General features: G+C 64.5%; 14 protein-coding genes. 8 read left to right on the forward strand and 6 right to left on the reverse strand.

Annotation, left to right across the window (positions count from 1 at the left end):
• The first annotated feature begins 169 nt into the window (after positions 1-169).
• From ACF8O7_RS00425 to ACF8O7_RS00445, 5 genes are all read left to right on the forward strand, one after another.
• Positions 170-5,209, forward strand: a complete 5,040-nt coding sequence (locus ACF8O7_RS00425; protein WP_392441967.1) for a DUF6765 family protein — start codon at positions 170-172, stop codon at positions 5,207-5,209.
• A complete protein-coding gene (locus ACF8O7_RS00430) occupies positions 5,194-6,240 on the forward strand; it encodes a right-handed parallel beta-helix repeat-containing protein (RefSeq protein WP_392441970.1) in 1,047 nt (348 codons plus the stop codon). The genes ACF8O7_RS00425 and ACF8O7_RS00430 overlap by 16 nt, the downstream gene beginning before the upstream one ends.
• Before the next feature lie 76 nt (positions 6,241-6,316).
• Positions 6,317-7,150, forward strand: a complete 834-nt coding sequence (locus tag ACF8O7_RS00435) for a hypothetical protein (RefSeq protein ID WP_392441973.1) — start codon at positions 6,317-6,319, stop codon at positions 7,148-7,150.
• Positions 7,135-8,178 carry a right-handed parallel beta-helix repeat-containing protein gene (locus ACF8O7_RS00440; protein ID WP_250440131.1) on the forward strand — a complete coding sequence of 348 codons (1,044 nt, stop codon included), beginning with the start codon at positions 7,135-7,137 and terminating at the stop codon, positions 8,176-8,178. Before ACF8O7_RS00435 ends, ACF8O7_RS00440 begins: the two co-directional genes overlap by 16 nt.
• A gap of 661 nt (positions 8,179-8,839) precedes the next feature.
• Complete coding sequence (locus ACF8O7_RS00445; RefSeq protein WP_392442027.1) at positions 8,840-9,388, forward strand: right-handed parallel beta-helix repeat-containing protein; 549 nt, start codon at positions 8,840-8,842, stop codon at positions 9,386-9,388.
• 29 nt (positions 9,389-9,417) lie between these two features.
• On the opposite strand, the gene ACF8O7_RS00450 is transcribed toward ACF8O7_RS00445, so the two are convergent.
• Both ACF8O7_RS00450 and hrpA read right to left on the reverse strand, forming a co-directional pair.
• Entirely contained in the window at positions 9,418-10,068 is a 651-nt protein-coding gene (locus tag ACF8O7_RS00450) for a cysteine hydrolase family protein (RefSeq protein ID WP_392441976.1), read from the reverse strand.
• Between the two features lie 266 nt (positions 10,069-10,334).
• The gene (hrpA, locus tag ACF8O7_RS00455) at positions 10,335-14,423 is read right to left on the reverse strand and encodes an ATP-dependent RNA helicase HrpA (protein WP_392441979.1); all 4,089 of its coding nucleotides are present in this window, start codon (positions 14,421-14,423) and stop codon (positions 10,335-10,337) included.
• Between the two features lie 214 nt (positions 14,424-14,637).
• Here hrpA and ACF8O7_RS00460 point away from each other — a divergent pair, with 214 nt between their 5' ends.
• Positions 14,638-15,804, forward strand: a complete 1,167-nt coding sequence (locus ACF8O7_RS00460) for a metallophosphoesterase (RefSeq protein WP_284466137.1) — start codon at positions 14,638-14,640, stop codon at positions 15,802-15,804.
• A 3-nt stretch (positions 15,805-15,807) separates the two neighbouring features.
• On the opposite strand, the gene ACF8O7_RS00465 is transcribed toward ACF8O7_RS00460, so the two are convergent.
• Positions 15,808-16,539 (reverse strand): ABC transporter substrate-binding protein, encoded by a 732-nt coding sequence (locus ACF8O7_RS00465; protein WP_016453259.1) that lies wholly within the window; start codon positions 16,537-16,539, stop codon positions 15,808-15,810.
• 279 nt (positions 16,540-16,818) lie between these two features.
• Between ACF8O7_RS00465 and ACF8O7_RS00470 the strand changes: the two genes are divergently transcribed.
• Complete coding sequence (locus tag ACF8O7_RS00470) at positions 16,819-17,526, forward strand: hypothetical protein (protein WP_034367446.1); 708 nt, start codon at positions 16,819-16,821, stop codon at positions 17,524-17,526.
• Positions 17,474-18,220, forward strand: a complete 747-nt coding sequence (locus tag ACF8O7_RS00475; protein ID WP_280047947.1) for a Fic family protein — start codon at positions 17,474-17,476, stop codon at positions 18,218-18,220. Before ACF8O7_RS00470 ends, ACF8O7_RS00475 begins: the two co-directional genes overlap by 53 nt.
• A gap of 35 nt (positions 18,221-18,255) precedes the next feature.
• On the opposite strand, the gene ACF8O7_RS00480 is transcribed toward ACF8O7_RS00475, so the two are convergent.
• The 3 genes from ACF8O7_RS00480 to ACF8O7_RS00490 form a co-directional block, all read right to left on the reverse strand.
• Positions 18,256-19,401 carry an AAA family ATPase gene (locus ACF8O7_RS00480; RefSeq protein ID WP_280047948.1) on the reverse strand — a complete coding sequence of 382 codons (1,146 nt, stop codon included), beginning with the start codon at positions 19,399-19,401 and terminating at the stop codon, positions 18,256-18,258.
• Positions 19,402-19,436: 35 nt separating this feature from the next.
• Positions 19,437-20,291, reverse strand: a complete 855-nt coding sequence (locus ACF8O7_RS00485; RefSeq protein ID WP_280047949.1) for an RNA ligase family protein — start codon at positions 20,289-20,291, stop codon at positions 19,437-19,439.
• Between the two features lie 411 nt (positions 20,292-20,702).
• The gene (locus tag ACF8O7_RS00490) at positions 20,703-21,560 is read right to left on the reverse strand and encodes a LysR family transcriptional regulator (RefSeq protein WP_016448234.1); all 858 of its coding nucleotides are present in this window, start codon (positions 21,558-21,560) and stop codon (positions 20,703-20,705) included.
• Positions 21,561-21,637 lie beyond the last annotated feature (77 nt).

Consider the following 21,637-nt stretch of genomic DNA (forward strand, 5'->3'; position numbering starts at 1 on the left):
CCCATTCCTCCCCTCGGGCCGCAGAAACAGACTATTCCTAGAGACAAGCACGCCGCAGCTGCCTAGATTGACCGACAACCCGGACACAGGCTTGCCTCCACCAGCTCCCCGCCAGACGCATGGCCGCCTCCTGCCCGAGATTCCTAAAAATCCCGAGGGAGAAACTCACATGCACCCATGGCACACCCTGCTGCGCAGCGCCTTGCTATGCATTGCCGCACTGCTGGCCCAGGCCTCCCCCGCAGCCGCCGCCCCCAACCTGGGCGGCGGCTCCAGCAAATGCGACCCCACCGTGCAAAGCTGCGCCCCCGGCACGGGCGGCGGCATCGACCTCGGCGGCGGCGGTGGCGGTGGCGGCTCGGGCGGCGGCACCTGCACCCCCACGCCCGGCGGCAGCCCCTGCGGCGGCGCAGGCCCCGCCACCCAGGGCAACTCCAGCAGCACCAACCAGGGCGCAGGCAACCCAATCCACCTCATCAACGGCAACAAATACCAGCGCGAAGTGGACATGCCCGCCTTGCCCGGCCTGCTCGGCCTGGAAGTCGTGCGCCACTACAACAGCAGCTACAGCCGGGCCTACGTGCCGCCAGGCCTGCTCGGCCGCGGCTGGCTGCTCAGTTACGAGGCCCGCCTGTACGACCACCCCACCAACCTGCAGATCGTGCAGGCCGACGGCACCCGCATCATCTTCAGCAAGCTGCGCAAGCATCCCAGCCTGTGCGCCAGCGAGCAGCCGGGCAACGGCATCGTGCGCATCGAAGGCCCGGATACAAAGGGCACCAAGGAAACCAAGCCCGGTCAGGAAAGGCACTACACCTGGCAATGGATGGACGGGCGCGAGCTGCGCTTCAACCACCGGGGGCGCCTGACCCGCATCAGCCTGCCCTCGGGCGAACAGGTCCGCCTGGACTACAACGCCAAGGGCAACCGCCTGCTCAAGGTCACCGACCCGCAGGGGCGCAGCCTGCGCCTGCACTACGCCCAATCTTCGGGCGAGGGCAGCTTCACCGGCGTGCAGGCCATCGACACCCCGCTGGGCCGCATCGACTACCGCCACGGCAGCGCACCGTTGCCCGGCAGCACCCAGCCCCAGGCCAAGCTGAACGCCAGCCTCGTGCAAGTCAGCCTCCCGTCGGCCGATGGCCAAGCCCCGGTCCAGCGCCACTACCACTATGAGGACCCGCGCCACCCCACCTTGCTCACCGGCATCAGCGTCCAGGGCCAGGGCAGCGACGGCAAGCCCATGGACGAGCGCATCGCCAGCTACGCCTACGGCGACACCGGCCGCGCCATCTTGAGCGTGCGCGGCCGGCCGGACAGCCAGCAGGAAAAAGTCACCCTGGACCTCAGCCAGCCCTGGAAGAACACCCTCACCAACAGCCTTGGGCAAACAACCACCTACCACTACGACACCATCGGCGGGCAATGGCGATTGCTTGAAGTGCGCGGCCCGGGCTGCGCCAGCTGCGGCCCCGGCGACATGCGCTACCGGTACGACGCGCAAGGGCGCCTGACCGACGCCACGCGGCTCGATCCCGCAGGCCGCCCGCTGGAAGGCACGCGCACCGAGCTGGACCCCTTCGGCCGCCCGCTGGCCGTGTACCGCATCGCCTACACACAAGGCCAAGCCCGGGCCCCGCAGCTGCAGGTGCGCTACGGCTACGGCAAGGACCCCTGGAAGCAATACGCGCCTGAACTCATCGCCCGGCCCAGCGTCGTGCCCGGGCGCGAACACCAGATCCGCATCCGCTACAACAGCAGCCGCCAGCCGCTGCAGATCACCGAGAGGGGCTTCAGCCCATTGGATGCCCAGGGCCAGCCCGCAGGCAATGCGGACGGCGCCACGCCCATCGAGCGCAGCACGCGCTACCGCTACACCGAGATCAACGGCCGCAGCGTGCTGGTGGACATCGACGGGCCGCTGCCCACCTCGCTGGCAGGCTATGACGACGGAAGCCCGGCGCAGAACGATCTCACGCGGCTGCGCTGGGACCGCAGCGGCAGCCACGTCACGCGCGTGCTGCAGCCCGATGGCACCGCCGTTGCGCTGGAGCATGACCAGGCCGGGCGCATCACGACCCGCACCGAAGACGATGGCGTGCGGCGCCTTCAGCGCCAGATACGCTACAGCGCCTTGTCCGCCAACGCCCTGCAGACAGAAGAAATCACCACCAGCGGCTGGCTGCTGGACGCCGACGGCCAGCCCCGAGCCAGCAGCCGGCTGAGCCTGAATCCATACCGCATCCGCCACGACGCCCTGGGCCGCCCCAGCCAGGCCATCGACACGGCAGGCCGCAGCACCACCTGGACCTACCAGGGCAGCACCCAGGCTAGGCTCGATGGCCTGGGCAACCGGGGCCAGATCGAACGCGACAGCGAAGGCCGCATCACGCGGCTGGGCCTGTACCGCGAAGGCCAGGACCTCCCCGAACGTGCGGCCTACTACGGCTGGAATGCGCAGGGGCGCCTGAGCCACCGCCTGCTGCCCGATGGGCGCCTGGACAGCTACACCTACGGCGACGCGGGCGAGTTGCTCCAGCACACCGATGGCGACGACACCCGCACGCGCTGGCTGAACAACGGCAGTCTCCATGCCAGCCTGTCGCAAACGCCCGATGGGGCGGTACGGCTGGCATTGCAAGGCCCGGCCAGCGCGGCGATGGAGCAGATCACCAGCAAATCCCGGAGCACCCAACCCGCCGAACGCCGCCAAGCCCTGCGCGACGACTTCGGCCGTACCGTCTGGCTTCAGCTTGCCGATCATGGCCGCCAAAGCGCACGCTACAACGAAGCCGATCAATTGCGGGTGCACACCCGCGCCGACGGCAGCAGCACCCACTACCAGTACGCTCCCAGCGGGCGTCTGCTGTCCAAGACCTACGAGCCGGCGCCCGGTGCAGATCGTCGCTCTTCCTCGCAAACCCGGCTGCACTACCAGGGCCGGCTGCTGCAGACCATCGACAGCAACTGGCAGCGCGAGTCCATCGAATACGACGCCCTGGGCCGCCCCTTGGCACGCACCATTGCGCTGGCCACGCCCGACGGCCAGGCCGAACATACCTACCGCACCGCCACGCGCTATGGCCCGGACGGCCGGGTCCACAGCCGCACCCTGGCCGATGGCCGCGTGCTCGTCACCCGGCGCGGCCCCGCCAGCGAAGGCGCCAGCGTGCAAGGGCTGCAACTGCAAAGCGCCTGGGTGGCCGGCCTGCTGCAGGCCAGTGACCACTGGCTGGGCGCCGGCGCCACAGGCTTGCTCGAACGCCTGCTGCCCGCGCAGACGGTGGTCGGCGACATCCAAACGGACGCCTTCAACGGCCTGCAGCACTACACGGCAGGCAACGGCCTGGCCACCTCGCGCCAATACGACATTGCCGGGCGCCTCACGCAGCAGACCACCGGGCAAGGCACATCACAAGGCACATCACAAGGCACATCGCAAGGCAGCGCACCCATCCTCAGCCAGCGCTACCGCTACGGCGTGGGCCCGCGCATCCGCGCCATCGAGCAGGAGTGGCCACCAGCGGGCCTGCACAAGACCGACTACCGCTACCAGGGCTTCGGCAGGCTGGTGCAGGACAACGCACCGTCAGCACCAGCGCCCGTGCAGCGCGACAGCCAGGGCCGCACCGTCCAGGACGCATTGCACCGCTACACCTACACCGAGGCAGGACAGCTCCAGGGCATCAGCGACCACCAGGACCGGCCCATCGCCAGCTACCGCTACAACAGCCTGGGCCAGCGCGTGGGCAAGACCGTGCACCAGGGCGATGGGCAAACGCACAGCCACTACCTGTGGCAGGACAACCGGCTCGTCGCGGAAATGGATGGCGAAGGCCGCATCACCAGCCAGTACCTGTACCTGAACGAGGGGACTCGCACCCTGCCCATCGCCAAGCTGGAATCCGCGCACAACCGGGACAACGCCAGCGGCAAGGCGCGCATGCTGCACATCCACAACGACCACCGGGGCAGTCCGCAGGCCATGACGGACGCAGGCCAGCGCGTGGTCTGGCGTGCCCGCCAGACGCCCTGGGGAGCGCCGGCCATGCATCAGGCCGGCCACACAAGCCTGCCCCGGCAGCAGGCCGTGCTCAACCTGCGCCTGCCGGGCCAGTACTTCGACGAGGAAAGCGGACTGCACGACAACTGGCACCGCAGCTACGACCCGGCCAGCGGCCGCTACCTGCAGCCGGACCCGCTGGGCTACCCGGACGGACCCGATGCCTACCTGTATGCCGGCGGCGACCCGCTCAACCGCATCGATCCCACCGGCCTGTACCAGGAGGACATGCACTACTACATGGTCTTCTTCCTGGCCCTGGCCGCCGGCCTGGACTACGAACCTGCGCGCATCACGGCGCTGGCTTCGCAGTACGTGGATGACAACCCCATCACCAAGCCGCTGGACGATGCCAACACCCTCACCACGGTGGGCTCGATCTTCAAGAACCACCGGCAACTGCTGTGGTACCACTTCACGCTGTCCGACGACAAGGGCACCACGCTGCCCCAGTACGCCAACGACAACGTCAACAGCGTGGTGGGCAACCTGAGCCCGCAACTGAACAACCTGCTCAACGCCAGCCGCCTGGGCAACCCGGCCCAGCCTTGCGCCGAATACCAGTTCCTGGGCGAATTCCTGCACTCCTACCTGGACACCTTCAGCCACCGGGACAAGGACAACCGGCCGTTCGATGCCATCAGCGCGAAGCTGGGCATAGGGCATGGGTTTGCGGGGTCCGAGCCGGATTACACCTATGACGAGGACATGCCAATACTGGGGAATATGCCTGATCCAGATATGCCTTATTGGGACAAGCGGGAGTATCGATCGCTGCAAGGAGAGAAGGCGGTTTATGAGTTTCTGACGCGGTATGGGAGCAAGCCGTCGGTCAGTTTTAAAGAGATAGAAAAAATGCTGGAGAGATTCAATGCAATTCGCGAAAGTGGTGGCAACTCACCAGCTAAAATTGGCATGCTTCAAGAGACGATTAATAAATATATCCAAGATGGAAAAATAAAACCTGAAAAAGACAAAAGCGTTTCTACTGATGCCAAGATAAATTTCTCTGAAAAGTACCTAGATCAATATAACGAAGAAACCGCCAAGAAGAACAGGGAGAAATATCTTGGCGGACTCGCTGGTCAAGAGAAAAATTATCCTGGAGTATGTTTGCCAAGAAGTCCTATATGCAAGTCCGTTTAACCATGGTCTCTTTTTTATTGGTACTGCAACCTCATGCATATGCAGTAGACACTTTGGACACTCACGAATCAGGTAATGGAACGAAAATCCAAAATGCAAAAAATATCAGAGAAACACCCTTGCCTTCAGGCTGCAAAGCAGTGAGATACACAGGTGGATATATATCAATCAAGGAGGCATTTGAAGGCTCGGGTCGCCATTGCGTAGTGCATAATTTTACTCAAAGAAAAGTTAGAGATTTAATAGATTGGAGTATTCGAGGATCTCCCACCGATGAAATTGGCAGAGGAAGTGTTTTAACTTTTTACAAAAACACAAATGCCGACTTGGATTTGCAAGGCCATGAAATTTCAGGAGCACCTTTTGAGAATACTCGTGGAGTTGGTCTCCTTGGGAAAAATCTAGCATTCCTACGTGTGCATCATGGAAAAATAGAAACCCCTGGACCAAGGGGTTTGGGTGTGGATATGGCACCCAATATTTCTGCGTGGAAAAGAATAAAAGAATTGACTGAGGATTTTCCAGTCACGCAAACAACCGACTGGAATATCAAAATCAAGGAGTTCAACGAAATCCCCTGGAACTACACCCCACCCACCTTCTACACAGCAGAAAACCTCCAAATCAAAGCCGGCGGCCGCGCCATCATCATGGCGGGCTCCGACAACGTGGTGCGCAACAACACCATCGAGGTCGATGGCCGCACCGCCGTCTATCTGTACGGCCCGCGCTCGCTGGTGGAGGGCAATACCTTCATCGTGCACATGGACCCGCGCGACAAGGCCCCGCTGCCCGCCATCCTCAAGCTGCGCGATGCCGATGGTTCCATCATCCGCAACAACCGCTTCATCGTGAAGCGCAGCGGGCTGTTCAGGAAGAAGGAAGAGGAACCCCAGGCCGGCATCAACCTGCTGGAGTCCAAAGGCGTTGTGATCGAAGGCAATGTGTTTGAAGAGATCACATTGCCGGTGCGCAAGGATGCAGCCAGTACCACAACGGAGAGTGGAAACATTTCAAAAGGCAGCCCCTGATGGAATGGAGGTATTCGACGGCCATATGCGGCAACCCACTCAACCGGATCGATACCACGGGCTGTACCAGGAGGACATGCACTACTACAGGTCTTCTTCCTGGCCCTGGCCGCCGACCTGGACTACGAGCCGGGGCGCGCATCACGGTGCTGGCTTCGCAGTATGTGGAGACAACCTGTCCGACGACAGAGGAACCACGCTGCCCCAGTACGCCAACGACAACGTCAACAGCGTGGTGGGCAACCTGAGCCCGCAACTGAACAACCTGCTCAACGCCAGCCGGCTGGGCAACCCGGCCCAGCCCTGTGCCGAATACCAGTTCCTGGGCGAATTCCTGCACTCCTACCTGGACACCTTCAGCCACCGGGACAAGGACAACCGGCCGTTCGATGCCATCAGCGTGAAGCTGGGCATAGGGCATGGGTTTGCGGGGTCCGAGCCGGATTACACCTATGACGAGGACATGCCAATACTGGGGAATATGCCTGACCCAGAGGTGCCTTATTGGGACAAGCGGGAGTATCGATCGCTGCAAGGGGAGAAAGCGGTTTATGAGTTTTTGACGGCGTATGGAACTAGGCCTGCGCTGGGGTTTGAGGAGATCAGGAATGTGCTCGAGAGATTCAATGCAATCAGGGAAGAGGGTGCGGATTTTCCTGGAAAGGCTAGATTTTTGAAAGAGACCATTAATAAACTGATTAAGGATGGAAAACTTAAACTAACCAAAAACACAGAAAATAGCGAAAAAACCAGAATTGTGGAAATAAATATAGAAAAGGGAGGTAGCGATGAATATAAAATAAAAGAGGCAGAGAAAAATAGAGGTAAATACTTAGAAAACCTTGCAGGTCAAGAACATAAATATCCAGGCGTTTGCTTGCCAGGCAGTAAAATATGCAAAGAAGTATAGTTTTTCTCTATTTTTCTGCTTTTGCTTGCATTGTCTTTGCAAGCTGCCAAGCTTTCCCCAAGAAACCACTCACGACGGAAGAATGGGCAGCGCGCCGCCATCCACCTAGCGACAAGGGCCCGCTGCCTGAGGGGTGCAAGCCCGTCAAGTATAGAGGTGGCTACTACCCTATCACGGAAGCTTTTGAAGGTTCTGGCCGTCACTGCGTCATTCATGACTTTGTGCAGCGTAAAGCGCGTGACTGGATCGAAGGGGGAATAGAACGTGGTAACCCACGAGGTGCAATTTTAGATTTCTACCACAGTAATAATGCTGACCTTGATTTGCGAGGACATCTTGTTACAGGAAGACCATTTAATAATAATAGCGGCATTGGAATATTATCTGGTGGAGAGGTAGTTTTCAATCTAAGAGTTCATAATGGAATAATAGAAACTCCAGGTCTATCGGGTATTGGCGTAGAACTTTCTCCTAAATTGGGTGCACGCAATAGAATTGAGAAACTGGAGGAAGACTTTCCTGTAATAGAAAATTCCAGATGGAACATCGAAACCCAAAAATTCAATAAAATCCCTTGGGATTATTTCCCTCCCACCTTCTACACCGCAGAAAACCTCCAAATCAAATCCGGCGGCCGCGCCGTCATCATGGCCGGCTCCGACAACGTGGTGCGCAACAACACCATCGAGGTCGATGGCCGCACCGCCGTCTACCTGTACGGCCCGCGCTCGCTGGTGGAGGGCAACACCTTCATCGTGCACATGGATCTGCGCGATAAGGCGCCGCTGCCCGCCATCCTCAAGCTGCGCGATGCCGATGGTTCCATCATCCGCAACAACCGCTTCATCGTGAAGCGCAGCGGGCTGTTCAGGAAGAAGGAAGAGGAACCCCAGGCCGGCATCAACCTGCTGGAGTCCAAGGACGTAGTGATCGAAGGCAATGTTTTTGAAGAGGTCACATTGCCGGTGCGCAAGGATGCGGCCAGTACCACAACGGAAAGTGGAAACATTTCAAAAGGCAGCCCCTGACGGAATGAAGGTATTCGACGGCCATATGCGGCAACCCACTCAACCGGATCGATCCCACCGGGCTGTACCAGGAGGACATGCACTACTACATTGAGAGACAAGCCAACTCTAATCGGGAAAAATTTCTTGGAGGGCTCGTTGGGCAAGAAGAAAAATATCCAGGCGTCTGCTTACCCAGTAGTATCATATGCAAACCAGTATAAAAATTAAATCACTGACATTCATCTTGGCAATTTTATCTTCCGGACTCTCCCAAGGCATGACTTGGGAAGAATGGGCGGAAAGTCGCCATCCCCCCAGCGACAAAGGTCCATTGCCAAATGGCTGCAGTCCCGTCAAATATCGAGGTGGCTTTCATCCTATTGTTGAGTATGTCAGAGGGAGGGGGAATCACTGTGTAGTTCACGACTTTGTACAAAGAAAATTAAGAGATTTCATTAATGGCAGAGTACGCGGGTCACCAACAGACGAGGCTGGTCAGGGCAGTGTAATTAGTTTCTCGGAAGACAGCCATTCCAACATTGATCTAAGGAAACATCTTATATCTGGCAAGCCGTTTGAAAATACCCGCGGCATAGGCATGAATAGCAAATCACTGACTCACTTGGCAGTTCACAACGGAAAAATCGAAACGCCCGGTCCACTAGGTATTGGAATAGATATGGCACCTTATATAGAAGGTCGTCATAGGCTACAGGAGTTGACAGAAGATCGTCCAGCAATCAAAGAAGTCGGCTACAGCCGTACATTCGCGGGTATTTGGGATTACACCCCACCCACCTTCTACACAGCAGAAAACCTCCAAATCAAATCCGGCGGCCGCGCCATCATCATGGCCGGCTCCGACAACGTGGTGCGCAACAACACCATCGAGGTCGATGGCCGCACCGCCGTCTACCTGTACGGCCCGCGCTCGCTGGTGGAGGGCAACACCTTCATCGTGCACATGGACCCGCGCGACAAGGCGCCGCTGCCCGCCATCCTCAAGCTGCGCGATGCCGATGGCTCCATCATCCGCAACAACCGCTTCATCGTGAAGCGCAGCGGGCTGTTCAGGAAGAAGGAAGAGGAACCCCAGGCCGGCATCAACCTGCTGGAGTCCAAAGGCGTTGTGATCGAAGGCAATGTGTTCGAGCAGATCGCCGTGCCGGTGCGCAAGGATGCGGCCAGTACCGCGACGGAGTACGGCAACGCCGTGGATTCTCGCTAGGAGACGATGCGCGGGCCCTGCCTGCAGGCTCAGCGCAGGGGCAGCTGCACCACATGCGCGGTGGGCATGACATCGCCGAACACATCCTCGATCTCGGCCAGCGCGGCACGGTGCAGGCTGTCGGCGTCCACGGATTCGCCATTGCTGCGCGTGATGGCACGTGTGGCCACGGCGTCGCTGGCCACGACGACCTCGAAGCCCAGCGGCGCGGCATCGCGTGCGGCGCCGGCCACGCAGGCGTGCGTCATGAGGCCGCAGATCACCACGGTGGTGATGCCGCGCGCACGCAGCTGGTCGGCCAGGTCGGTGCCGACGAAGGCGCTGACGCTGCGCTTTTGCACCACGGTGTCGCCCGCGCGCGGCTGCAGGCCGGGGTGGAACTGGACGGCGCTGCCATTGACGGCGAATACGGGCGCACCTTCGGGGGCAATGTGCTGGATGTGGAACACGGCAACCTGCCCGGCATCGGCCCATTGCAGCAGGCGCCGGGCCTGCTCCAAGGCCTGCGGGCCGCGCGGGATGGGCAGGCGGCCGCTGAAGTACTCGTTCTGGAAGTCGATGACCAGCAGCGCCGTGGCACCCCGTGGCAACTGGCTGCGCCCCGGCGCGCCTGACAGGGCGCGGAGGGTGGGATGGCTGGTGGATTGGGTGGCCTGGCTGGCCTGTTCTGCGAGGGACATGCAGTGCTCCTGAAAACGGGAAGTGGTTGATGCCTGCAGTCTAGAAACGCAAAGGGCCCACCACAACGCCATGGGGCGGCCAGCATCTGTGCAGGTTCTGCACAGATCGCCCGTGCTTTGAAAAATGCCCCATCTCTGTGATGGCGCAAACGGCCTTGGGCCTTGCATCGCTCCAACCGGCTGCGTGCCGGTGAAGGTAGCGATGCCGCGTTGAACCATGGCCTGCGGCCCTCCCGATCACGGAAGGGCCGCAGGCCGGCACGGCGCTAGTTCTGCAGCTGCTGCCAGACCTTGTCCAGCCGCTTGATGCTGACCGGGTACGGCGTGCGCAGCTCCTGGGCGAAGAAGCTCACGCGCAGCTCCTCCAGCATCCAGCGGTACTCCTGCATGCGCGCATCGATGTGGCCCTTGCGCTCGGCCACCAGGCGCCAGTAGCGCTGCTCCAGCGGGCGCAGCTCGGCCAGGCGGCTGGCGTCGCGCGCAGGGTCGGCGCGGTACTTGTCCAGCCGGCTGGTGATGGCCTTGAGGTAGCGCGCGTAGTGCTGCAGCTGGGTCCAGGGCGCGGCCGCGATGAAGTTCTTGGGCACCAGGCGCTGCAGTTGCTGGGCGGCGTCGGCCGTGGCGTCGGGCGCGTTCTTGGTGTCCTTGATCTTGCGCTGGGCCGCCGCGTACTCGACCAGGATGGTGGAGGCCATGCGCGCCACCTCGTTGGCGATCAGCGTCAGCCGGCCGCGTCCGTCCTGCACGCGCTGCTTGAACTGCGCGTCGTTGGTGGGCAGCGGCTCCTGCAGGAAGGCGCGGTCTATGGCCACGTCGATGATCTGCTCGCGCAGTTCCTCCTGCGTGCCCAGCGGCATGTAGGCGACGGCCATCTTCTGCAGGTCTGGAATGTTCTTTTCCAGGTACTTGAGCGCATCGCGGATCTGCAGCGCGAACAGGCGGCGCAGGCCCACGCGGTGGCGCGCGGCCGCGACCTCGGGTTCGTCGAAGACCTCGATGCCGACGGCATCGCCATGGTCGATCAGCGCCGGAAAGCCGATCAGCGTCTGCCCGCCCCGGCCGATCTCCATCAGCTCGGGCAGCTCGCCAAAGCTCCATTCCTTGTAGCGGCTGTCGGCGGGCTGGCTGGGCTTGGCGTTGCTGGCGGGCTTGGCCTGGTCCGCCTTTTCAGGCTTTGCTGTCTTGTCCGGCCTGGCGCCAGATTCCGCCTTCTTGCCGGCTTCGGACGCGGCGGCAGGTGGGGCCGCAGCCTCGGTGACCGAAGCCACCTTCAGCGCGGCCAGCGCCTGGAAGGCGCCGCGCGCCTTGGCGCCCAGTTCGGCCTTGAGCGCGCCCAGGTTGCGGCCCTGGCCCAGTTGGCGTCCATGCTCGTCCGTGATGCGGAAGTTCATGAACAGGTGAGGGCTGAGCATGTCCAGCTTGAAGTCGGCGCGCTTGACGTCCAGCGAGGTCTCGTCGCGCACCTGCTTGAGCAGGGCATCGATCAGCGATCCCTGGCCCCAGCGCTCGGGCGTGGTGAAGAGTTCGGCCAGGCGCTGGGCGCTTTCGGGCAGGGGCACGAAGCGGCTGCGCGGGCGCTGCGGCAGGCTCTTGAGCAGGGCCTGGAGCTTGTCCTTGAGCATGCCGGGCACCAGCCATTCCACGCGCTCGTCGCTGACCTGGTTGAGCACGAACAGCGGCACGGTGACGGTGATGCCGTCACGCGCGTCGCCCGGGCTGTGCAGGTAGCTGGCCGTGCAGTCCACGCCGCCGAGCTTGACCACCTTGGGAAAGGCCTGGGTGGTGATGCCGGCAGCCTCGTGGCGCATCAGTTCGTCGCGCGACAGGCGCAGCAGGTCGGCGTTTTCCTTGGCCGCCTCGCGGAACCAATGGTCGAAGGTGGCGCCGCTGAACACGTCCTTGGGGATCTGCTGGTCGTAGAAGGCGTAGATCAGCTCGTCATCGACCAGCACGTCCTGGCGGCGGCTCTTGTGCTCCAGCTCCTCGACCTTGCGCACCAGCTTGAGGTTGGCGGGCAGGAAGTGCCAGCGCGTATCCCACTGCCCCTCCACCAGGGCCTGGCGGATGAAGATCTCGCGCGCGGACTGCGGGTCGATGCGGCCATAGCTCATGCGCCGGCCGTTGTAGACCACCAGGCCGTAGAGCGTGGCGCGCTCCAGCGCCACCACGTCGGCCTGGTTCTTGGACCAGTGCGGATCGAGCAGCTGCTTCTTGAGCAGGTGGGCGCCGACTTCTTCCAGCCACTGCGGATCGATGGCGGCGATGCCCCGGCCGTACAGGCGCGAGGTTTCCACCAGCTCGGCCGCAACGATCCAGCGCCCCGGCTTCTTGGACAGGTGGGCGCCCGGGTGCGGATGGAAGCGGATGCCGCGCGCGCCCAGGTAGGCGTCGCTTTCATCGCCCTTGTAGCCCAGGTTGCCCAGCAGGCCGGACAGCATGGACAAGTGCACGGCGTCGTAGCCCGCGGGCTCGGTGTTGACCTTCCACTTGTGCTCGTTGACCACGGTCAGCAGCTGCGAGTGGATGTCGCGCCATTCGCGCACGCGGCGGATGTTGATGAAGTTCTGGCGCAGCAGCTGCTCCCACTGGCGGTTGCTGAGCTTGTGCGAGGGCTCGTCATCCGTGCCAGGACCGGTGTCCTGCGGATGGAAGGCCGCCAACGCCTCGGCCGCCGGGGCGGCCACGCTCTGCCCGCCGCTGCGCTGGGCCACGGGCAGGAAGGCGGCATTGCGCGCCGACGGCTTGGCGGCCGGTGCCTGGGCCGTGGCCATTTCCTTGCGGTTCTTGGCCACCACCTTGCCACCGCGCGCATCCTGCAGCCATTTCCACAGGCGCAGGTAGCCGCTGAATTCGCTTTTCTCGTCGTCGAACTTGGCGTGCTGCTGGTCGGCCTGCTGCTGGGCCTCCAGCGGCCGGTCGCGCACGTCCTGCACGGACAGGGCCGAGGCGATGACCAGCACCTCGGCCACGGCGCCGCGCGTGCGCGCCTCCAGGATCATGCGGCCCACGCGCGGGTCCAGCGGCAGGCGCGACAGCTCGCGGCCCATGGGCAGCAGCTCGCCGCGCTCGTCCACGGCACCCAGCTCGCCCAGCAGCTGGTAGCCGTCGGCAATGGCGCGGCCCGAGGGCGCTTCGAGGAAGGGAAAGTTCACCACGTCGCCCAGGCCCAGCGACTTCATGCGCAGGATGACGCCGGCCAGCGAGGAGCGCAGGATTTCAGGGTCGGTGAAGCGCGCGCGCGTGCCGAAGTCGGCCTCGTCGTACAGGCGGATGCAGATGCCGTTGGCCACGCGGCCGCAACGGCCGGCGCGCTGGTTGGCCGCTGCCTGGCTGATGGGCTCGACCAGCAGCTGCTCGACCTTGCTGCGGAAGGAATAGCGCTTGACGCGCGCCGTGCCCGCATCGATCACATAGCGGATGCCGGGCACGGTCAGCGAGGTCTCGGCCACGTTGGTGGCCAGCACGATGCGCCGGCCCGTGTGGCTGTCGAAGATGCGGTCCTGCTCGGCCTGCGACAGGCGCGAGAACAGCGGCAGCACCTCGGCATGGCGCAGCACGGGCTGCTGTGCCAGGTGCTTGCGCAGGTGGTCGGCCGCCTCGCGGATCTCGCGCTCGCCGGGCAGGAAGACCAGGATGTCGCCACCCGCGCCGCCGGCCCACAGCTCGTCCACGCCTTCGGCGATGGCGTCGTTGAGGTCATGGTCGCGCTTTTCCTCGAACGGGCGCCAGCGCATCTCCACGGGGTAGGTGCGGCCCGAGACCATGATCACCGGCGCAGGCCCCTTGGGTCCTTCGAAGTGCCTGGCAAATCGCTCGGCATCGATGGTGGCCGATGTCACCACCACCTTGAGGTCGGGGCGCCGGGGCAGGATCTGCTTGATGTAGCCCAGCAGGAAGTCGATGTTGAGGCTGCGCTCGTGGGCCTCGTCGATGATCAGCGTGTCGTAGGCCTTGAGCAGCGGATCGGTCTGCGTCTCGGCCAGCAGGATGCCGTCCGTCATCAGCTTGACCGAGGCGTCCTTGGACAGCCGGTCCTGGAAGCGCACCTTGTAGCCCACCACATCGCCCAGCGGCGTGTTCAGCTCCTCGGCAATGCGCTTGGCCACCGAGCTGGCGGCAATGCGGCGCGGCTGCGTGTGGCCGATCAGGTGGCCGCGCACCTGGCCCTTGTCGTCGGGCGTGGCGTTGACCTTGCCCCGGCCCAGCGCCAGCGCGATCTTGGGCAGCTGCGTGGTCTTGCCCGAGCCCGTCTCGCCGCACACGATGATGACCTGGTGCCGGTCCATGGCCTCCATGATTTCCTCACGGCGGGCGGATACGGGCAGGGATTCAGGGAAGCTGATCTTCAAAGGCATAAGGGGCTGGATTATCCCCGCGCCATGCCGGCGGCGCCACGCGGCTGCAGATTTCCATACGCCGGCCCTGTGCCGCCCGCATGAAAACCCCCGCATGCCAGGGCCTTCGCCAAGTCAGGCCAGCGGCATGCAAGGCATTGCGCACAATCGGCGCTCGCCTTGCCGCCCGCTCCCGGCGCTGGCCGCCTCACCCGCCTTCCTCGATCTGCTCCCCATGGTTACTCTTGCCGCCCTCGTCATTCCGCTACTGGCCCTGTGGCTGTGGTGGCCCGTCCGCCTGATGCCGCGCCGCGCCCGCCTGATGGCGGCCGTCGCCACGGCGGCCCTGGGCTGCACGCCCGCCCTGCTGCTGGTGCTGCTGCGCGAGGGCACGGTCGAGTACCGCACGCTGGCCTATCTGCAGGTGCCGGGCGGCTGGGTGCTGGCCCTGCTGCTGATGCTGGCCGTCTTCATCGTGCTGCGCGACGGCCTCTGGGCGCTGGCCGCCGTGGCCCGGCGCGAGGACTGGAAGCAGCGCCTGCACGCACCGCTGCTCACGGCCGGCGCACTGGCCCTGGCGGGCCTGCTGTCGGCCTGGGGCGTGGCCAATGCGCTGCGCCCGCCCGAGGTGCACGAACGCACGCTGCGCCTGCCCGGCCTGCCCGCCGGCCTGGAAGGCCTGCGCGTGGCCGTGCTGGCCGACATCCACGCCAGCCCCATCAACGACGCACGCTATGTGCAGACCATCGTGGACCGCACGCTGGAGGCGCGCCCCGACCTCATCGTGCTGCCGGGCGACATGGTGGACGGCGACGTGGACAGCGGCCGCGCCAACGTCGCGCCGCTGGCGCAGCTCAAGGCACGCCACGGCGTCTGGGCGGCGCCCGGCAACCATGAGTACTACAGCGGCTACGACGCCTGGATGGCCGAATTCCGCCGCCTGGGCCTGAACCTGCTGGAAAACCGCATGCAGCTGATCGATGTGCAGGGCGCGCGCCTGGCGCTGTCGGGCATCGGCGATCCGGCCTATGGCCGCCTGTCGCGCCAGAACACCGACCCGTCCGTGGCCGAAGGCGTGCCGCCCGACATCGACACCGTGGCCCGCCAAGCCAAAGAGGCTGGTGCGCAATACCACCTGCTGCTGGCCCACCAGCCCAAGACCGCCCGCGACAACGCGGCCCACGGCGTGGGCCTGCAGCTGTCGGGCCATACGCACGGCGGCCTGATCCTGGGAATGGACCAATGGCTGGTGGCGCCCGCCAATGACGGCTTTGTGCGCGGCGAGTACGAGGTCGGCGCCATGAAGCTCTTCGTCAGCGCCGGCGCAGGCCTGTGGGCCGGCTTTGCCGTGCGCCTGGGCGTGCCGGCCAGCATCGACCTGCTGGTGCTGCGCGGCGCCTGACCTTCAGGCCGCAGGCGCAACCGCTGCGCCCTGGATGCCGTGGCGCTGCAGTGCCTCGGCCACAAAGCCCGAGGCCTTGGCCTCTTCCACAAAGGCCGCCAGCACGCGCAGGGCCTCATCGCCCCGCCCCTTGGGCAGGCCCATGGCCTGCTGGATCACCATGAAGCGGCCTGGCAGCAGGCGCAGGCCGGGCAGGCGGGCGGCATCGGCCTCCAATTGCTGCTTGACGCCGGCGGCCACGTCGGCCGTCGATTCCACAAAGGTCTGCACCACGGCGGGCGAGGACACGGCGCGCTCTATCTGCGCATGCTTGAGCTCGCGGCTCAGGTACAGGTCATAGGCGCTGCCCTTGCCGACCACGACTGTGTGCCCGGCCCGGTCCACCTGGGCGTTGTCGGTCAGCGGCGAATCCTGGCGCACCAGGTAGCTGCCCTCGATCAGCACATAGGGTGCCGTGAAGCCGATGCCCGCGCCGCGCACGGGGTCCACGGCAAAGAAGCCGAAGTCGGCCTCCTCGCGCGTGACGGCATCCACCGACTTGGCGGCCGTGTCGAAGACCACCAGTTCCAGCTCCAACCCCAGCTGCTGCGCAAAGCGCCGGGCCAGGTCGATGGACACGCCCGCAGGCCGGCCGTCGGCATCCAGCCGCGCAAGAATGGGATTGCCGGTGTTGATGGAGGCGCGGATGCGGCCAAGCGGCGCGAGGGTGGACAGCAGCTGGGAGGAATGGTTCATGGATGGCTTTCGAAGTGGCAGACAGAAGGGGCGGCGGTCTTCAAACCTTCATTGTCTGCGCACACGGCCGGTGCAAGGTCCGGGTGTCATCTCACCAGCGAGCATGGCTTGCCGGTATCGGGTCTTGGATTGCCATTGAGTCCAGCACTGGAATTGGGGTTGGACTTCATCGCAATCCCTGCTGGTCAAGCGGCATGAAATCCGCACACAACCCATTGTTATAAAAGGAAAAAACAACACCTTAGAATCAGACCATGTAGAGATCGTCTGAGGCAGAGAATGAACCTGGACAGCAAACTTCAGATATCGCTGAGCAAGCGCTCCGGCAACATCGTGCTCCGGCGTGATCTGAGCAGATTGGCAAGCGCTTCCCACCTCAGCGAGGCCTTGCATGACTTGGTCTCGGACGGCCGCCTGATCCGCCTGGGCGCCGGCATCTATGCCAAGGCAAGGCCCGACGCCAGCGGCGATCCGCAGTTGCTCGCCCCCAGCGATGAGCTGGTCAGGGAGGTGCTGGACAGACTGGGAATCAGGTTTCGCAGCGTGGATCTGATCAACGAGGCGGGTCAGGCCACGCTGCTGATCGATGCAGGCAGCCAGCGCATCTCACGCAGGCTGAATCTGGGCGATGTCGCCGTGCGCTATGTCCGCAATCCCTCGGCACCTGATGAACCCGGCGAAACCTTGCCCGCAGACGTGAACGCCCTGCCCACCAAAGGTGTACGCCAGTTTGTCGAGCGGCTGGCCCGCACGCACCACATCCAGCACCAGCGTACCGGACTGGACGACTATGCACAGGCAGTCACACGCGCTGCAGGAGATGAAGTGGAGCTCGACAGCACGGGCAAGCTGCTCGTGGCCTTGAAGAAAAAACATGTCATCAATGGCCGGCAGCTTGCCAGGCTGATGACCAATCACATGAGGGAGGTGCAGGATGTTCGATCCGTTCGGGGACTTCGAAAGCGCGGGCTACCTGCGCAACATTGAAGGACTGAAAGACGCCCGTGAGGTCAAGATCCAGGAACACCTCTTTTTCGAGGCCAACCTGGAAGAAGCACTTGCCTTTCTGGCAAGCATCCGGGGCCGGATTGGCTACCGCGATTTTTTGCGCGTTCACGCCATCCTGTTTTCCGACTTCTACCCCTGGGCCGGCCAGGACAGGCGTGCGCTGGGCGTGGGCCGGCTCGTCGGCAGGGGTGCAGGCCTGCAATTCGAAGTGTCAGAGCTGTGCCAGCGCGCCGTCGAATGGGGCCTGGACATGGGCAACGATGCAGGCACCCTGCGCGACAAACCTGGTGCTGTCATGGGCGCGTTTGCCTGGGGTCATCCCTTTCTCGACGGAAATGGACGCAGCATGCTGCTGATCCATGCCGAGCTGTGCCACCGCGCGGGCTTTGCCATCGACTGGCTGGCCTCCAACAAGGAGGCTTATCTGAAGGCACTGACCCAGGAGATCCAGAACCCGCAAGGCAGACACCTCGATGCCTATCTGCGCCCCTTGATCACCCCTGCCAACACGCAGACCACCTTGCTTGATCATCTGCGGGCATTGCCAGGGCTGAAGGGTCCGGGCGATGACGTGCATCGCCCGGACATGAACGTGGCATACCGGGCCGACGACCAGGAAGCAGCCCAGTCCTATCTGGAGATGAAGCGGGCACGCGGCGAACACGCCGCTTGACAGCGGTACAGCACCCCTCCCCCCCTCCCCCTCCCCTACCCCTCATTGACCAGCAACGACAGCGCATGCGCCTCGGTAGGCAAAGGCACATCCCAGCGCTGCAGCAGGCAGAGCAGGGCCGCGTTGGTCAGTGTGGTGTCACGCGCGCGGTTGCGGGCCAGCAGGGTCGGGCGGCTGGCTTCCAGGTGCACGAGTTCCACGCGGGCGCCGTAGGCCAGGCACAGGTCCACGGTCTTGCCGCGCATCTGGCGCGACAGGTGGGTGGCGTTCCAGACGAAGGGCTGGCCCGCGCGCAGCAGGGCCTTGGCCTTGTCCACGGCATGGTGGGCGGCCGCGCCCTCGTTCTGGCCGTGGCGCAGGCCCAGCTCCGTACGCGCATCATCGAAGGAGACCACGGGCAGGTCGCCATGGTGGGCGGCCACCCAGGTGTTCTTGCCGCTGGCCGGCAGGCCGCACATGACGATGGCGCGCGAGCCTTCCTGTGCGTGCAGCGCATAGTCGGGATGCAGCTGCGCGCCGCGGAAGTAGCGCACCGCCGTCTCGTCCGAGGCAAAGCGGCGCGGCGTGCGCAGGCAGCCTTCTTCCAGCGCGAACTCGCGCACCAGCTCGATGTTGACCAGCACGGACGCAATGTCCGGGCAGATGCGACCGCGCATGTCGGCCCGCGCCAGCAGGGTGAGCAGGTGCAGGTCCACCTGCCAGGACAACTCGCGCACGATGAACTCGGGCGAGAGGCCGCGCCGCGAATCGGCAAAGGCGAAGAACGGCACCTGGTGCACGGCGATCAGCCGGCAGATGGCTTCGCGCTGGTACACGGGCGCGCCGGCTTCCCAGAGCATGAGCCGCGCATCCAGCGCACCGCGGCGCGAATGGCCGGGCTGGCCGATGCGGCCGTCCTCGCCCACCACGGTGGTCGAGCACTTGGCCACGTCGTGCAGCAGCGCGGCCAGGAAGACCGTCTCGCGCTCGGTGGCGGTGAGCGCCGCATGGCCGGGATCGGCCAGCAGCTCGCGCACCACCATCTGCGTGTGTGTCCAGACATCGCCTTCGGCGTGATAGACGGGGTCCTGCGGCGTGGTTTTGGCCTGCTCCAGCTGGGGGAAGGCGGCCAGGCAGGCCGCGAAGTCGGGGTCGGCGCCGGGCTGCGGCACCAGGGACTGGATCTGTTTCCAGTTCGTCATGGCAATCTCCTTGCGATGGGTCTGCGCTGCAGGCCTCACCAGCTTTTTGAAATATCGGCCGCAAAGATGTCTGCGCCCTCGCGCAGCCCGTTGGGGACGATGGGCCGCTCGCTGTGGTGCGAGCCCGAGTCGAGGATGACCTGCACGAAGTCCGGCCGCACGAACTTGTAGCGCGCCACGGTCTGGCCGTCCTCCTCCACCTTGAGGTAGAGGCCTTCGGCCAACTCGGAGCCGTCGGTCTGCCGCCAGCACAGCGGCAGGTCCAGCTTCTGGCGGGCCACCACCTGCTCGAAGGCCTGGCGCCAGCGCGCGCTGCGGCCCAGCGAGGGGGCCAGCAGCGTCAGCAGGTCCTGCATGCGCCGGGGCGCCACCCCGCTGTAGAGCACAGGCACCGAGACCACGGGCACGCCGGCCAGCAGGGCATGGCGGCGCGGCGTGTCCAGGAAGCACTGCGCCGAGCGGTCCCAGATGTCGAACTCGCAGAACCAGTGCGGCAGCGCGTCGTAGAACAGCGAGTGCTTGGCATACATCCACTCGCCGAACACCTGGTAGCGGTCGTCCAGCAGGGACAGCAGCGCGCCCTCGTGGGCCTGGGCCCATTGCTTGAAGAGGTTGAACTGGCGCTCGCGCCCGCCGGGCCGCTCGCTGTCCAGGTAGTGGCCGCGCGACTGCAGCAGCAACTGGCCGTCGCCGGCAAAGCTCAGCGCGGCGTTGGCGCCGTCGAGCTTTTCCTCGACGACGATGTGCCGGCCGGCCAGCCGCTCATAGGGCACGGCGTCGTCCTGGTCGCCGGCCTGCAGGCGCGAGCCGCGCAGGTGCGGCGTACGGGGGTACTTGAGGATCTCGATGTTCGAAAGAAAACGAGGGCCTGGAGAAATGGATGGGGTCATGTCGTGCTTTCCAAAAGCGATGCAGCACCCCACGGCGACATGCCGTGGAGCGGGAAAAGCCGACGACGACGCCAGGCGCCGCAATGCAGGGGATACAGCGACAGCGCGGCCTGGCCCGTGGTGGCCGGGCCGGCAGGCTGTCGAAGGGGAAGATGGCAGGACTGTCGGGGCCGTCCGCAAAAAGGACGGTCAGCCGCAAGCCCTCAAAAGGCCACGCACCGCAGCGCACACGCAAAAGACATCCGGGGCAAGGCCAGGATCAGCGTGTGACGAAGTCGTTCAGCAGGAAGCTGTGCGGCGGGGCATGGTGCACCTCGAAAGGGTGAGGGTGGATGGGAGGGGTGCGAGTCTATCGCCCGTTGCCCCGCAGGCACAAGCGGCTGCGCGCCATGCCGGGCCGATTGTTGGCTGCTAGCCACGCACGGCGGACTTGAAGGCGGCGCCCAGCGCATCCAGCGCCGCGCGCGGCCGGCCTTCGCGCACGCGGGTGTGCAGCAGCACGGGCAGGCGCGGCAGCGTGGGCAGGCCCAGGCGCGGGCCCACGTCCACGGCGCCCAGGGCCAGCATGCGCGGCGCCAGCGCAGCCACGCCCAGCCCCGCCATGACGGCGGCCGAGACAGCGGCCACGCCGCCGCCCACGAACACCTCGGTCCACGGCATGCGCGCCGTATCCAGCAGCTGCCCGGCCATGGCGCGCACGCCGCAGGGTTCGGCCAGCGTGGCCAGCGGCAGGGGCTCGCCCGCGCGGTGCTGCCAGCCGGGCGCGGCAAACCAGCCGAAGGGCTCCTCGGCCAGCAGCTCGCCGTCGTCACGCCCGGCATGCGTGCGAACGATCACCGTGTCGTACTCGCGCCGGTCGAACCCCTGCAGCAGCGGGCCGGACGATGCGATGCGGATGTCGATCAGCAGTTGCGGGTCCTGCGCATTCATGCGGGCGATCAGGGCCGGCAGCTCCGGCCCGGCCACGTGGTCGCTGATGCCGATGGTCAGCCGCTGGCGCGTGCTGACGGCCAGCGCCAGTGCGCGCTCATGGGCCTGCAGCAGTTCGCGCGCATGGGGCAGGAAGTCGGCGCCCAGCGCCGACAGCTGCACATGGCGCGGCGTGCGCTCGACCAGCCGGCAGCCCAGCCGCTGCTCCAGCCGCTTGAGCTTGAGGCTGACTGCGGCCTGCGTGGTCTGCATGGCTTCGGCCGCGCGCGTGAAGCTGCCCAGGTCCGCGATGTGCACGAAGCCTTGCACGGCATCCAGGTCCAGAGGTCGTTGAATCATTTCAATCCATTATTACTGATATCAGCAATCATAGCTTTTCAAAATATCTGGCGCAGCCTACCTTCGAGGCTCCCACA

Origin of the sequence: Delftia sp. WSY_16 (genome assembly GCF_043104415.1) — a bacterium.
Taxonomy (GTDB): Bacteria; Pseudomonadota; Gammaproteobacteria; order Burkholderiales; family Burkholderiaceae_C; genus Comamonas; species Comamonas tsuruhatensis.

Excerpts from the sequence above, each read along its gene's own strand:
- ACF8O7_RS00430 (WP_392441970.1), top strand. The coding sequence starts at position 5,194 with ATGCAAGTCCGTTTAACCATGGTCTCTTTTTTATTGGTACTGCAACCT.
- ACF8O7_RS00450 (WP_392441976.1), bottom strand. The coding sequence starts at position 10,068 with ATGTCCCTCGCAGAACAGGCCAGCCAGGCCACCCAATCCACCAGCCAT.
- ACF8O7_RS00485 (WP_280047949.1), bottom strand. The coding sequence starts at position 20,291 with ATGACCCCATCCATTTCTCCAGGCCCTCGTTTTCTTTCGAACATCGAG.
- ACF8O7_RS00490 (WP_016448234.1), bottom strand. The coding sequence starts at position 21,560 with ATGATTCAACGACCTCTGGACCTGGATGCCGTGCAAGGCTTCGTGCAC.
- ACF8O7_RS00445 (WP_392442027.1), top strand. The coding sequence starts at position 8,840 with ATGGCACCTTATATAGAAGGTCGTCATAGGCTACAGGAGTTGACAGAA.
- ACF8O7_RS00470 (WP_034367446.1), top strand. The coding sequence starts at position 16,819 with ATGAACCTGGACAGCAAACTTCAGATATCGCTGAGCAAGCGCTCCGGC.
- ACF8O7_RS00460 (WP_284466137.1), top strand. The coding sequence starts at position 14,638 with ATGGTTACTCTTGCCGCCCTCGTCATTCCGCTACTGGCCCTGTGGCTG.
- ACF8O7_RS00480 (WP_280047948.1), bottom strand. The coding sequence starts at position 19,401 with ATGACGAACTGGAAACAGATCCAGTCCCTGGTGCCGCAGCCCGGCGCC.
- ACF8O7_RS00440 (WP_250440131.1), top strand. The coding sequence starts at position 7,135 with ATGCAAAGAAGTATAGTTTTTCTCTATTTTTCTGCTTTTGCTTGCATT.
- ACF8O7_RS00465 (WP_016453259.1), bottom strand. The coding sequence starts at position 16,539 with ATGAACCATTCCTCCCAGCTGCTGTCCACCCTCGCGCCGCTTGGCCGC.
- ACF8O7_RS00425 (WP_392441967.1), top strand. The coding sequence starts at position 170 with ATGCACCCATGGCACACCCTGCTGCGCAGCGCCTTGCTATGCATTGCC.
- ACF8O7_RS00435 (WP_392441973.1), top strand. The coding sequence starts at position 6,317 with ATGCACTACTACAGGTCTTCTTCCTGGCCCTGGCCGCCGACCTGGACT.
- ACF8O7_RS00475 (WP_280047947.1), top strand. The coding sequence starts at position 17,474 with ATGTTCGATCCGTTCGGGGACTTCGAAAGCGCGGGCTACCTGCGCAAC.
- hrpA (WP_392441979.1), bottom strand. The coding sequence starts at position 14,423 with ATGCCTTTGAAGATCAGCTTCCCTGAATCCCTGCCCGTATCCGCCCGC.